General features: G+C 46.3%; 12 protein-coding genes. 3 read left to right on the plus strand and 9 right to left on the minus strand.

The window, feature by feature from the left end:
• The first annotated feature begins 335 nt into the window (after positions 1-335).
• Both AC3Y23_RS22345 and AC3Y23_RS22350 read left to right on the plus strand, forming a co-directional pair.
• Positions 336-2,087, plus strand: a complete 1,752-nt coding sequence (locus AC3Y23_RS22345; RefSeq protein WP_379203165.1) for a sulfatase family protein — start codon at positions 336-338, stop codon at positions 2,085-2,087.
• 185 nt (positions 2,088-2,272) lie between these two features.
• Positions 2,273-2,992 (plus strand): SDR family NAD(P)-dependent oxidoreductase, encoded by a 720-nt coding sequence (locus tag AC3Y23_RS22350; protein WP_379203167.1) that lies wholly within the window; start codon positions 2,273-2,275, stop codon positions 2,990-2,992.
• 66 nt (positions 2,993-3,058) lie between these two features.
• Here AC3Y23_RS22350 and AC3Y23_RS22355 read toward each other — a convergent pair whose 3' ends face one another.
• From AC3Y23_RS22355 to AC3Y23_RS22390, 8 genes are all read right to left on the minus strand, one after another.
• Positions 3,059-4,204: an amidohydrolase family protein gene (locus tag AC3Y23_RS22355; RefSeq protein ID WP_379203169.1), complete on the minus strand. Its 1,146-nt coding sequence runs from the start codon at positions 4,202-4,204 to the stop codon at positions 3,059-3,061.
• Entirely contained in the window at positions 4,201-5,265 is a 1,065-nt protein-coding gene (locus tag AC3Y23_RS22360; protein WP_379203171.1) for a pyridoxal-phosphate-dependent aminotransferase family protein, read from the minus strand. Before AC3Y23_RS22360 ends, AC3Y23_RS22355 begins: the two co-directional genes overlap by 4 nt.
• Entirely contained in the window at positions 5,262-6,035 is a 774-nt protein-coding gene (locus tag AC3Y23_RS22365) for an ABC transporter ATP-binding protein (RefSeq protein WP_379203173.1), read from the minus strand. The genes AC3Y23_RS22360 and AC3Y23_RS22365 overlap by 4 nt, the downstream gene beginning before the upstream one ends.
• Positions 6,032-6,790, minus strand: a complete 759-nt coding sequence (locus tag AC3Y23_RS22370; RefSeq protein WP_379203175.1) for an ABC transporter ATP-binding protein — start codon at positions 6,788-6,790, stop codon at positions 6,032-6,034. The genes AC3Y23_RS22365 and AC3Y23_RS22370 overlap by 4 nt, the downstream gene beginning before the upstream one ends.
• On the minus strand, positions 6,790-7,644 hold the full coding sequence (locus AC3Y23_RS22375; RefSeq protein ID WP_379203177.1) for an ABC transporter permease: 855 nt from the start codon (positions 7,642-7,644) through the stop codon (positions 6,790-6,792). Before AC3Y23_RS22375 ends, AC3Y23_RS22370 begins: the two co-directional genes overlap by 1 nt.
• A complete protein-coding gene (locus tag AC3Y23_RS22380) occupies positions 7,641-8,630 on the minus strand; it encodes an ABC transporter permease (RefSeq protein ID WP_379203179.1) in 990 nt (329 codons plus the stop codon). The genes AC3Y23_RS22375 and AC3Y23_RS22380 overlap by 4 nt, the downstream gene beginning before the upstream one ends.
• Positions 8,627-10,249, minus strand: a complete 1,623-nt coding sequence (locus AC3Y23_RS22385) for an ABC transporter substrate-binding protein (protein ID WP_379203181.1) — start codon at positions 10,247-10,249, stop codon at positions 8,627-8,629. The genes AC3Y23_RS22380 and AC3Y23_RS22385 overlap by 4 nt, the downstream gene beginning before the upstream one ends.
• 274 nt (positions 10,250-10,523) lie before the next feature.
• Positions 10,524-11,924: a hypothetical protein gene (locus AC3Y23_RS22390; protein ID WP_379203183.1), complete on the minus strand. Its 1,401-nt coding sequence runs from the start codon at positions 11,922-11,924 to the stop codon at positions 10,524-10,526.
• 165 nt (positions 11,925-12,089) lie between these two features.
• Between AC3Y23_RS22390 and AC3Y23_RS22395 the strand changes: the two genes are divergently transcribed.
• A complete protein-coding gene (locus AC3Y23_RS22395) occupies positions 12,090-12,485 on the plus strand; it encodes a VOC family protein (RefSeq protein WP_379203185.1) in 396 nt (131 codons plus the stop codon).
• Between the two features lie 222 nt (positions 12,486-12,707).
• Here the strand turns inward: AC3Y23_RS22395 and AC3Y23_RS22400 are convergent, their stop codons facing one another.
• Complete coding sequence (locus AC3Y23_RS22400; protein ID WP_379203187.1) at positions 12,708-12,935, minus strand: hypothetical protein; 228 nt, start codon at positions 12,933-12,935, stop codon at positions 12,708-12,710.
• Positions 12,936-13,228: the final 293 nt, after the last annotated feature.

Here is a 13,228-nt window from a genome sequence, read left to right on the forward strand (position 1 = left end):
ATAACCCATGATCTGTACATTACTACCTAATAACAGGACTCCCTTCCTAATTATCCTAATAAAAGAACTAAATTCTTAGTTTACCCTATAAAATTACTCGCATTTTGTCAATATATCCCTCAATAGTTTATAAAATAAAATACTTCATCCTTAATTTTAGGCGAAAATTAGCATAATATCATTCAAACATTCCTACTTTCACAATCATTGTTCCTAGTTGAGCAAGAATTCCTTCACTAACTAATCTTTATGTTCCAAGGATATTCGAAACAAGCCACACATAGGATGTTCCATATAAGAAAAATGTAAATCCTAACCAAAGGTGAGTGTAACCCATGAACATTAACCCAGTGTCATCCCTACCTATGAAAAAACCTAACTTCCTTGTATTCCTAGTGGATGAAGAGCGTTATCCTCCTGTTTATGAGAGTCAAGAAATCCAAGAATGGCGCAAGCAGAATCTCGTTACCCAGGAACTTCTGAAGGCTCATAGCCTGGAATTTCATAGGCATTATATCGGGAGCACCGCCTGCTGCCCTAGCCGAGCAACATTGTTCACAGGACAGTATCCATCCCTGCATGGGGTCAGCCAAACGGTCGGCATAGCCAAAGAATCCTTTGACTCCGACATGTTCTGGTTGAACCGTAACACCGTACCTACAATGGGGCATTACTTCCGGGCTGCCGGCTATCAGACTTACTATAAAGGAAAATGGCATATATCCAATGAGGATATCATTGCTCCCGGTACCCATAACAGTCTGCCCAGCTATGATCCATTAACCGGAGTACCCGACCAGGGATGGACAGAGCTCTATCTGAATGCCAACCGCTTAGATGACTTCGGCTTTTCCAGTTGGGTTGGCCCTGATCCTGTAGGCAAAAACCCTCGCAACTCCGCCTCTTCCGCTGCTATTGGATTAAGTGGGCGAGATGTAGTCTACGCAGAAGAGACTGTTGAACTAATCAAAGTGTTAGACCAAAACTGCGGACCGCACCATAATGACTCCCCCTGGTTAATCGTTTCTTCCTTTGTGAACCCGCACGACATTGTGCTCTATGGAGATATTTCCGCAAGACTTCCTAATTTTAAATTTGAGATCGATAACATACCGGACGTTCCCCCTCCTCCGACGCTAAACGAACAACTAAACACAAAACCGGGCTGCCAAGCTAGCTACAGAGATTTATACCCGAAGGCACTCCAACCTATTAGCGATGGTCCGTTCTACCGTCAGTTATATTATCAGCTGCAAAAAAATGCCGATCGGCAAATGTTCAAAGTATTCAAGGCGCTGACTCACTCCTCTTTTTATGACAATACCATTGTTATTTTCACATCGGATCACGGTGATCTACTGGGGTCTCACGGCAATCTCCATCAAAAATGGTACAGCGCCTATGAAGAATTCCTTCATGTTCCTTTTCTTATTCATAACAAGCATCTATTCCCGGAGCAGAAAAATGTCCACACGCTGACCAGTCATTTAGATCTGCTGCCGACCATGCTGGGATTAGCGAATGTGAACCTGACTGACATTCAGCGGGATCTACAGCACAAATTTAGCGAAACCCGCCCCTTAGTCGGACGCAACCTTACCCCTTTAATTTTAGAAAATAAGGCAATCTCCCCTACCGATGAGCCGCTCTATTTCATGACTGACGACGATGTTACACGCGGACAGCATCAGGTCAATCTATTAGGCGAACCGTATGCCTCGGTTATACAGCCTAACCACATCGAGACCGTCATCGCCCCTCTTTATAAGGGGAAACAACGGCATATCTGGAAGTTCTCCCGCTATTTTGATAATAGTCAATTCTGGAGCCAGCCGGGGGTTCAGGATGTTACTGTACAGCCCGGTGAGGGCGGCAACCCCGAACAATGGGTTCTATCAACCAAAACCGAGCCAGTTCCTGATGAATATGAATTATACAATCTGACAGAAGACCCTCTGGAGGCAAATAACCTCGCACACCCCACACTTGCCACACAGCAAACCAAAGAGGTTCAACAAATCATGATGTCTCTATTGGAGGAGCAACGCAAAAGAAAACGTCTCTACCCTTCCCAGCCTACGATATAAATCGCCTTTGGACTCTGCCATAGGCGATTTATAGAAATAGCAAAGCGACCCATTTGGGCCGCTTTTTTTTGTTAATTATTAAACTTTATAAACATTTTTGTTTACAAAGTTCCGTCTATGAAGTATTTTATAAACAACTTTCCAGCGGATAAGTGTGTTCGATTATTTTCAATTCAGGAGGACATATGAAAAATTATATAATTTTCGGCGCGAGCCAAGGTTTGGGAGACGCCTTCGTAAAAGGCTTGCCAGAGAACGGTGACCGTGTCTGGATCGTCTCCAGAACTCGTCCGCCAAGCGTAGATTTGAACGACAGCATTCACCGTTATTGGATTGAGGCTGATTTATCCTTACCCTCTTCAACTGAGAAGATAGCCGCTGAGATGGAAGGAACTCCGCTTGATGTATTGATCTACAATGTGGGGCTTTGGGAAAAGGAAGGCTTTACAGAGCAGTACAATTTTGAGCAAGATGATCCAACGGAGATCCTAAAGATGATTCAGGTCAATCTCTCCTCACCCATTACCTGCATCCAGAAGCTGCTACCCCATTTGATGCAATCGGACAACGGGAAAATCATCCTCATCGGTTCCACAGCTGGACTCGATCATACGAATAATGACCAAGTGACTTTTGTAGCGTCCAAATTCGGATTACGCGGGATTGGCAGTGCTTTACGTGAACACACCAGGAAATACGGTATCGCCGTCACCTGTATCAATCCCGGAGAAATTGCCGCAGAAATTCCTTACGAGGAAGGCGCGGACAAAGCAATTTCATTGTATGATGGCGCCAGGATTCCAGTTCAAGATATTGTTTCGCTCGTAAAATGTGTGATCACTCTATCTAAAGCGTCATGTGTGAAGGAGATTCATATGCCAGCCATGCTGGACACGAATGCGTGATGCAAGAAGAAGCTCCTTGGAGATTCCCAAGGAGCTTCTTCTTTGTCTATTTTCAAGAGTGCCTGACTATTCCAGCCTCGCAGCTCCCTTAATGACGGATACAATACTTCTCTGTAAGTCTGCTGCGCTTGATGCCTGATACGGATCTGCATTAAAAAGAATAGCATCGGCAGTGAAGCCTTCTTGGACACGTCCCAAGCTGTCACCATATCCCAAAATGTCGGCGGCGGACGACGTGGCTGCCTGCCATGCCTCCTCACGTGTTAGTCCACAGTCGATTAATACATCCAATTCATCGAGGTTGTGTCCGTGGAGTGCAGGTGTAGCATAATCGGTACCAAAACCAATGCGTACGCCTGCTTTTTTGGCATAGCTGATCGCCTGCGGGTGAGCTGCGGCAGCGCGTGCGGCCCGATCCCGAATGACTTCAGGCAGGCCAAGCACGCCGGAAGGGTCTGCGGCAATCCGATAGATAGAGGCCGTAGGTACGAACGCTGTCTTAGACTGAGCCAACCGATAAGCTTGTGCCTCAGTCAAATACATTCCATGCTCAACAGACTCGACGCCTGCATCAATAGACCAGTCGACTGTCGGTCCACCCCAGGTATGAACCAATACTTTGGCGCCCTGCGCATGGGCAGTACGCACAATATAAGCGAATTCTTCCTCCGAAAACGCTGGGTTCAGCACTGTATCCGGCGCTGCTCCCAGTCCGCCCGTGGCCAGGATCTTAATCCAGGTTGCCCCGGAACGGATAATATCACTTACCCGCTGCTCCAGATGCTTAATCCCCCTTGCATCTCCGGCACCCAGCATATCGCCACAGGTGTGTACGCTTAAAGGCTGATTATATTGCTGCGCAATATGCTTCACTACACTCGGCAGAAGTCCGCCCGCATCACGTGCTGTAGTCACCCCGGTACGGAGCGTTGCCTCAAAGGCTTGGGCTTGCAGCACCTCTACCTCCAAGGCATCACGCTTCAATTGGTCATCATGATCGAAATCGGTCCATGCCAAGTGCGTATGGAGATCAATCACACCAGGACTGATCCATAAATCGCTGCCTGAGCTAGCATCCCGGGCATCCGGCGAATTAGACTCGACAATGGATGAGAACCGGCCGGCACGTATCGTGATATCGAATCGTTTTCCTTGAGTCCCGGCAATAAAAATATTATTAAAAATCTGGTCTTGTTGAGTTCCATTGGTCATTTTGCATTCTCCCAAATTGCTTTTTGGGCGGCAATGGCCTTGGAAGGATCCTTTTGCACAAATCCTGCCAGCGTCACAAGCGCTTGTTCAACGCCCTGCTGACTGGCATTCGCACCAAAATGATTGATGCGCCAGAGTTTATCATGCAATACTCCATCTCCAGGAGCAACAATCCCAATCGGCTTGTCGATATGGAGATTACTGCCTTCAGGAACCCGTACCGTTGTGGTTAGCGAGGAGTACCCAGTGCTATTTCTTTGCCACGGTTCGAGCCCCAAAGCCTCTACGCCAGCAATCATAGCTGATGCTGCTAACTGATGGCGGCGGTTGACCGCGGCCAAGCCCTCTTGCTCAATAAGCTCTAGAGATACAATAAGGTCTCTGGCTTCTAACGTAGGAATGTTAGCCGGAACACGCACAGGAGCTGTACTGTTATCTGGACGCTTAAGATCAAGCAACGATAGAATAGAATTGCGCGGCGCTTGTTCGTTGGACTCCAGGAACGCCCAGCCACGCTGGGACACACCTACGGCGCTGACCCCGTTGGGTCCAGCCAGCCCTTTCTGCGCACCAATGGCTACAAAATCAATGCCCCACTCGTCCATAAGCACCGGTTCAGCCCCGACGGCCGACACGGAATCGATCACGGTGATTAGGTTAGAACGGCGCGCGAGCTCCAGTATTTCTTTGGTTGGATTAGAACCCCCTGTGACCGCTTCTCCCTGAACAAAAGAAATTGCGCCAGGTTTATGGTGTTCGATTGCGGCAGCAACTTCATTTACAGTGGCTACTTCATCAAAAGGTACTTTAACCTCAATCACTTCTGCGCCACCGCGCTCCAGCCATTTTCCGAAAATATCCCCATAGGGACCGGTCACAACATTCAGAATTTTACGGCCGGGAGCAGAGATACCTGCTGCGATAGCCTCAATGCCCAAGATGGCCTCGCCCGGTATGATAACCGGGGATTCTTCTGTGGATAGGAGCCTAGAGAGCAACTGAGTGAGCGTTTCGAACTCCGAGATCGTAAGTGGCGAATATCCTTTATGAACTTGATTCATGACAAACCTCCTGCTGTATTGGATATTGGCATTTTGGGGACAGCGGACAATAACTCGTGGCTATATGACGTTTCAGGGCGTGAAAAGAATTGATCCTTGGGATTGATCTCCACAAGCTTCCCCTTACGCATAACAGCCACAATATCGCTTATCGCATGTATAACTCCCAGGTCATGAGAGATGAATAGCATTGTAAGATTAAGCTCCGATTTGAGCGTATTAAAGAGTTCAAGCATACTACGTTGTACCGAAACATCAAGCGCACTCGTAGGTTCATCAGCGATAATCACACTTGGCTCCACGCTTAAGGCACGGGCGATCGCGATCCGCTGACGCTGACCGCCAGAGAATTGGTGCGGATATCGACCGAGGGCTCTTTCGTCAAGATGAACACGGTTCAGAAGCTCCTTACAACGTTGTTCCACACCGGCACGATCCACAATTTTGTGAAAAAGCAGCCCTTCGGCAAGAATTTGCCGGATCGTATGCTTCGGATTCAGCGAGGAATCCGGGTTCTGAAAAATCATTTGGATGTCCTTATGCTGCTCCCGACTGCGTTTCTTCCCTAACACTTGGGAACCCAGCGAAACTTGTCCGCTACTAGGAGCAATCAGCCCCGCAATGACCCGCGCGAGCGTAGATTTGCCTGAACCTGATTCGCCTACGAGACCAAGTGTAGTATGCGGTTGTATTTCTAAGCTTACTTTATCCAGTGCGGTGAACTCACCATACTTCACTGTTAGGTCTTCTATCTGCAAGGCTGTCTTCATGCACCCGCACCCCTTTCAAGCTCCGGCAAAGGTAGCACCGAATTGATCAGCATCTGCGTATACGGATGTTGCGGGTTTTGCAGAAGAGGCAAAGATTCGCCGCGTTCGATGATCTGCCCCTCTTTCATCACGCATAGCGTAGAACACATCGAAGAAGCAATCGCCAGATTATGCGTAACAAAAACCATGGCAAAGCCCAGTTCCTGTTGCAGACGCGTAATCGTGTCAATAATTTGCTTCTGTACAGTAACATCAAGCGCAGTCGTCGGCTCATCACACAAGAGGATACCTGGCTTGCATGCTAGAGCTATAGCAATGACAATACGCTGGCATTGACCGCCCGACAATTGGCTCGGATACCGATCCTTCTGTTTCAGGGAATCGGGAAGTCCGAGCATCTCCAGTAACTCCAGAGCAATGGTGCGTGAAGCTTTCCGACTCACGTTCTGTCTGTAGTAAACTACCTCGGCAAGCTGCCTAACCACCGGACAAAGCGGGTCCAGAGCACCTCTGGGATCTTGAAAGATCATGGCGCTTCTCACATCACTCCGGATGGCTCCATCCACTTGCTCAACCCCACGCGGAAGTAACCCTAAGATGGAACGCAAAGTGAGCGATTTGCCTGAGCCAGATTCACCGACAAGTCCCAAGCTTTCGCCCTTTCCAAGAGAGAAGCTCACATTGGTGACCAATGGTTTGCCTGAGGACGTAGCGAGCGAGAGATTTTCTATTTCCAAAATGGGATTTGTAGCCATTATTTTCTCCTCCATAGGTCTGCCAGGCCATCACCCACAAGGGATAACGCGATCCCTGTGTATACAACCGCAATTCCTGGAACAGCTGATAGCCACCAGGCTGTAGTTATGAAGGATTGTCCGTCTGAAATCATCGTTCCCCAATCCGGAGTTGGCGGTGCAATACCGATACCCAGATAACCTAATGTGACGATCGCCACAAGCAAGCCAACCATATCGGTCATTAACACGACCACGGCCTGAGGCAATACATTGGGCAAAAGATGCCGCAGAATGATCTTCACCCCTGGAATTCCCATCGTTTGGGCAGAAGCAACCCATTCCTGCTTGCGAAACGATGCGCTTAGGCCTCTCGTTACACGGGCAAAGACGATCCAGCCCACCAAGATAAAGGTGATGTATATACCTTTTTGACCTGCGCCACTAGCGAAGGCCACGATAATAACAATTAAATAGAAGGGAAACGCAATAAAAGTATCGGTCACTAGTGAAATAACGGTATCCACCCATTTGCCGTAATACCCCGCCAGCATTCCCAGAAAGATACCTGTGCAAAAAGGGATGATCTCCGCCAGCACCATGATTTTCAAATCCGTCCGTGCCGCATAGATCAGTCTCGTGAACAAGTCGCGTCCTAGCTGGTCTGTCCCCAGCCAATGCTCCGAGGAAGGAGGCTGCAAAATCGCGTACAGATTCTGCTCGGAAGGCTCAAAGGGAGTAATGAACGGCGCAAATACAGCTATGCCTATGAGGAGTAAAAACATAATACTCCCGACAAGCAGAGAGGGCGTGTTCAGTATTTTTTTCAGGACACTTTGATTCTCTTGCTGTAGGTCCAGTAGTGTAGTGTTCATTGTTTTCCTTTCGTTCTGGGATCAAGCAGCCAGGAGGATATCTCGACCAGAAGACTGATGATGACCACAGATATCGCACAGTACAGAGCTATTCCTTGGATGACCGGAAAATCCCGTTTGGAGATTGCTGAGAATAGCAGACTGCCTATCCCCTTGATACCAAACACCTGTTCAACGACCAAGGTACCGCCGATCAGATAAGAAATATTTACGCCAAGCAGCATCAATGTAGGCAGCGCAGAATTGCGCAGCACATGCTTGGTCAGGATCACCCGGTTAGGAATTCCCGCCGCCTTCAAGGTGACTACAAAATCCGATTCCAACACTTCCAGCATCTGTGCTCTTAAGGACCGCACAAGGGTAGGAATTTGTGAGAAGGCAACGGTAATCGCAGGAAGTGTGAGACTGTATAAGGTTCCAGCCACGCCTTCCCCAACTCCCCCTACCGGGAACCAGCCCAGGCGAACGCTCAGGAACAAAATCAACAATAAGCCTACCCAAAAGACCGGCATACCGAGCGTGATCGTTGGAAAGATACGTATCAGATGATCCAGCAGTTTGTCTTTATTCGTCGCTGCAAGCGTAGCTAGCACAAGCGCCACTATTATTGCCAATACACTGGCCATCACAATCAACAAGAGTGTAACCGGAGCGCGCTCCGCAATCAGTTCTCTAGTCGACGTTCCCCAAGCAATGGAAGCCCCGGTATCGCCGTGTGTGAAAAGATTTTGTACAAATCGGGTGAACTGCTCCCATAGCGGGAGATCCAGCCCAAGTGAATGGTGCAAGGCTTGGATAGCTTCAGGCGTGCTGTGTTCCCCGAGGATCATTTTGGCAGGATCTCCCGGCACAATCCGTATAAGGAAAAAGACAGCCGCCACCACACAGGTGATAACGGCTGCCGCTCTTATGAGAGCAAGCACGAGCCACCTGCGCGGTGAATCGTTGTCGGCAAATTTTTTGAATAAACGGTTAGATTTAATCATTTTTTAATACGAACATCTTCAAAGCGAAGACTGCCGTTAGGAAGCACAACCAGACCTTCTACGGAAGAACGTACACCAGTAATAATATCTGGATAGTACAGTGGAATGTAAGGCACTTCATCCGCAAGAATCTGCTGAAGCTTGGCGTAAATATCTCCACGTTCTGCCCCATCAAGTGTTTTTTGGCCTTGGATCAGAAGTTTGGTCACTTCATCATTCGTGTAATGTGTCCAATAAGACTTGCTGAAACCGTTCGGATCGGTCTGGAAGGCAAGGATCGAGTTAGCTTCAGGAGAATCCGCCTGACCACTGTTAAGCATAGCCGAGAAATCATAAGCAAAGAAACGCTCACGGAATGAAGCTAGCTCAACCGATTCAATCTCAATATTGATACCGATGGTTTTAGCAGCAGCCTGAATGATCTGTGCCTCTTGCGCTCTTGTACTGTTTCCGGAAGCAACCAACAACTTCGTAGTGAAGCCATCAGGGAACTTCGACTTGGCAAGCTCTGCTTTAGCTGCGGCCTCATCATGGTTGAGTGCTTTAATCGTATCGTTAGTGTTATAAGGGATGGCTGGTGGCAATAGCGAATTCGCTACCTGCGCATAACCGAAGGTAAGCGCCTTGGTCAATCCATCACGGTCCAGGGCCAACGCCAGGGCACGACGAACATGGACATCAGAGAAATGTTTATCGAGTGTATTGAAGAACAACTGCTCCGTTACCCAACTGCCGTTAGTCGCTACTGTCGTATCAGCACCTTGCTTCACTTCATTGGCATTTCCAAGCGCAAGCGTCTCAATACCATCTACCTCACCCGCTTTAAGCTGGTTGATTGCTTGGCTATCATCTTCAATCAGCTTGTAGACAAGCTTATCGATGTATGGCTTGCCTTCCTGCCAGTAGTTAGGGTTTTTGCTGAACGTCAGATCACCCGCTGGGTCCCATTTTTCAACGACAAACGGACCAGTACCTATAGGGTTCTTAAAGAATTCTTCTTCAGTTACACCGCCAAATTTGTTAGGCAGAATACCGTTGGAGAAATTCGTCAGCTCGGAAATAAATGGCGTGTACGGCTCTTTTAGTGTAATTACTAACGTTTTGGCATCTTCGGCCTTAAGAGAAGCAACCTGTGCCGCGATAGCCAGAGGGCCACCCACAGTCAAATGCCGCTGAATGGAGAACACTGCATCCTCTGCAGTCACTTCAGTTCCGTTAGAGAATTTCAACCCATCACGCAGAACAAAAGTATAGGTCAAGCCATCTGGGCTAATACTATGTGACTTGGCTAGCCAATCCACAATCTTTCCTTCACTATCAAACGCAACCAGTGGCTCAAAAACTTTATCTATTGCAAAAGCGTTATTTGCAGTAATCTGATTGTGCAGGTCAAACGAGGTAACTGAAGCCGGACGTCCGTAAGTGAACGTTCCACCAGTTGCGGGCGGTTCTGTGTTTTTGCTTGTATCCGCGCCTTGGTTCGTGCTTTGATTAGCACCTGTATTTTGAGCCGCTTCATTATTCGATCCGGAGCATCCTGCCAGAACAACCATTAACAGAACCACTAAAGATCCAACCCAGAACGACTTCTTTCTTTGAAATGCATTAAACTTTGACATGTCAATCCCCCTCTTATGCAGTAAAACATATGCGCTTAGTATGAATAGATTATGTATGAATGTGCCCCTTCTGTCAAACAAAATTAAATCCCAAAAAAAGGTGCTAAACCCTCGCCGTTGTAGGGTTGTAGCAGAACATCTAACCACTTATAGTCACACAGCCTGCTAAAAGGAAATAGGTTCCTTTAAAGGGTGTCTTTACTGATTATTGTGTGCTGAATGCTCCCAAAGAATACACGTGATCTGCTCAAAGGAACATTCCTCAAAATATAGTCTAAACCTTTATCTTTCGCAACTCATCTATCATAGCGGATCTTTTCGGATAATCATTACATAACTGTTCAATTATCATTTGGGCCTGAAGTTTCCCACCGGCTTTGATTAGATGGCGAATCATTCCACATACTTTTTGATACTCTTTCCGATTCGATGATACGGCAATTTCCTCCGAAATAAGTTGTGTAAACAATGCGAAAACATCATCAGCATACTTAGAAACAAGATGCGGGTAATACTCTAACACAGCACGCTTATTCTTTTTAACATAATTCAGCAATCTCTGCGTCTCGTTCTCTTCAACAAGTACACGTCTATATAATGAGTCTGCACTCCAACTTCTGTCGCTCTTGTCCAGCTCGTTCAAAAGTCTCTCGTAGGCAATTTTCCAGTCATCCGCACTGTATAATCCTTTCAAACGCGAGTAATACAGATATTCGCCGTCTAACACAAACTCCTCGGCAATTTCGATTTGCTTTTCTAATTGATTAGTAAGTCCATAGATCTCATATTGATAAGCCTTCCACTCGTCCACTAAACCATGAAATCTGTTTGCTCTATCCTTTTTTTCTCCTTGCTTAGCTAGTTGTAGCGCTTTATCAAGGTCTTGATTCTGGATTGCTTGTTCAATCGCTTTTTTCCGAAAAACCGTATATTCAAGATGACTTTGTAAATAATGTTGTGCTTGGATTACGCCGTCGAACCTTTCAATGATTTGATACCACAGCCAAGCTGAGTGTTCAAGAAAATAGCTGTTTTTCGATAAGTGATTATCTTCCTCGCTCACTAATTTTTTAATGGTATCATTCCATAAATCCTTTTCCGCAGAGCTTGTCATCACATGAACAGCACTTTCCAAAAGTGACAGTTGCCAATCACTCCACCCTTTAATACTTGAATGGCCTGCCTCTTTTAAAAGCAATTTAAACAGTTTCGACTTTACCTTCGGGTCGTTCTCTTCAATATCGGTAGTCACACTACGAACTAAGCGCAGGCACGCCTGTATCATATCTCCGACAATACCACCGGAATCATCGCACTTCTGCAGCAAATTCCCCATCTCGTGCATAATGCAAAACGAAATTTCAGCAGCACGGATAGCTTTTCCGCCCTCCAAAGCATCCTCTGCTTTGACCATTACTTGTTCGGCACCAACTACAGCGTAACTAACATAACGATACGCGACGAAGCCATAGCGATCAGAATTTTGTTTGATAGAGGAGCGAATAATTTTTTTATATTCATTAAAACTGCTCTTATCATCGTCATCCATAAACCTCAAGGAAAGCGACCGCTTCACCTCATCAATATCTTCAGAAAAGTTGACAAGTAAGGTTACCAGTTCGTCTTTGCTAAGCTTGGACAATTCAACAGCGATATTTATTTGGTTAAGTTTCAATCCATTCAGCTCCTCTCCGATTTAAACATATAGCATTATCCTAACGAGAATAACGACACTCACGCAAGGCCTAGCCATCGATTTTCCATTCAATTTTATATTTTTAGCGAAATAGGAAAGTATAATAAGAGGGAAATACAGGAAGTCAAAAAATAGGAGGAGATTATGGGTCGACTAGTTCATTTCGAAATTCATGTAGATGACATGGAACGTGCTAAAAAGTTTTATGGCGAGGTATTTGGATGGACCTTTGAGGATTGGAGTAATTATGCTGGCATGCCTTATTGGGGAGCTACGACAGGAGATGCAAATGAACTCGGCATTAATGGGGCCTTGATGCAACGTCAAGGGGCTTCACCCCAGCCTGGTCAACCTATAAATGGATATGCCTGTACTATTGGGGTGGGAGATTACGATTCCACTGAATCCAAAATTCTTAGTCTTGGTGGCAAGTTAGCGTTGCCCAAGTATGCACTGCCTGGAATGGCGTGGCAAGGGTATTATATAGACACTGAAGGAAATACTTTTGGTATTCATCAGCCGGACGAGCATGCAAAGTAGCCTTTGAATCGTTAGACATGCAACAGTGGTGAAATACGCTTAAATGGAATTGAAAAAGACACCTTGCCGGGTGTCTTTTCTTTTGCTACTTACATAGTAGGAATCAATCATTATTCGACCTTACTGGCATCCAAAAAACCACCCAGCTATCCCGTAAAAAGCTACTCTTGTAAGCCATTAAGCTTCATTAAACTCCATATGGAGTATATTCCTTCAATCTTATTATTCATCCTCAGGAAGGCTCTCCACAGCTGTAAAGAATACATCTAGGAGATCTCTGTCAAAATGTTCTCTGACATAGTCTGATACTTTCTGCAATTGCTCCTCGGTGTCATACTCCAGACATGCACGCCCTTCGGACCATAATACCGTAACTTGAAATACCTCTTTCAATTGTTCAATCATAAAATCCTGTTCCACAGATTCGCGGCTGGCTGCCAACGATCCCACACCCCTTCTGCAAGTGATCCTCTAAATATATTTCTCTCTCCTTTATTATTCAAATTTTAATTATATCTTTTCGATGACATTTATCACATGCGAAAAATAAAAACGAATATACTCGGACCTACCTTAAAATTAGTACTCACTTCTTCAAGACGGACTCCAGAGGCCTTATTGCCTTTAAATTCAGCCATTCAGGAAGATAACGGACTCCAGAGCTAATCCTGTATCACTGCAATAGAAAAAAATTACAGTAAAAAGGAATACGACTCAAACACTGTTCGAAAAGCCTGAAGACC

The organism is Paenibacillus sp. MAHUQ-45, from assembly GCF_058133325.1.

What these genes read in the sequence shown, in the direction of transcription:
- AC3Y23_RS22345 (WP_379203165.1), top strand. Translation starts at nt 336, where the DNA reads ATGAACATTAACCCAGTGTCATCCCTACCTATGAAAAAACCTAACTTC.
- AC3Y23_RS22350 (WP_379203167.1), top strand. Translation starts at nt 2,273, where the DNA reads ATGAAAAATTATATAATTTTCGGCGCGAGCCAAGGTTTGGGAGACGCC.
- AC3Y23_RS22355 (WP_379203169.1), bottom strand. Translation starts at nt 4,204, where the DNA reads ATGACCAATGGAACTCAACAAGACCAGATTTTTAATAATATTTTTATT.
- AC3Y23_RS22360 (WP_379203171.1), bottom strand. Translation starts at nt 5,265, where the DNA reads ATGAATCAAGTTCATAAAGGATATTCGCCACTTACGATCTCGGAGTTC.
- AC3Y23_RS22365 (WP_379203173.1), bottom strand. Translation starts at nt 6,035, where the DNA reads ATGAAGACAGCCTTGCAGATAGAAGACCTAACAGTGAAGTATGGTGAG.
- AC3Y23_RS22370 (WP_379203175.1), bottom strand. Translation starts at nt 6,790, where the DNA reads ATGGCTACAAATCCCATTTTGGAAATAGAAAATCTCTCGCTCGCTACG.
- AC3Y23_RS22375 (WP_379203177.1), bottom strand. Translation starts at nt 7,644, where the DNA reads ATGAACACTACACTACTGGACCTACAGCAAGAGAATCAAAGTGTCCTG.
- AC3Y23_RS22380 (WP_379203179.1), bottom strand. Translation starts at nt 8,630, where the DNA reads ATGATTAAATCTAACCGTTTATTCAAAAAATTTGCCGACAACGATTCA.
- AC3Y23_RS22385 (WP_379203181.1), bottom strand. Translation starts at nt 10,249, where the DNA reads ATGTCAAAGTTTAATGCATTTCAAAGAAAGAAGTCGTTCTGGGTTGGA.
- AC3Y23_RS22395 (WP_379203185.1), top strand. Translation starts at nt 12,090, where the DNA reads ATGGGTCGACTAGTTCATTTCGAAATTCATGTAGATGACATGGAACGT.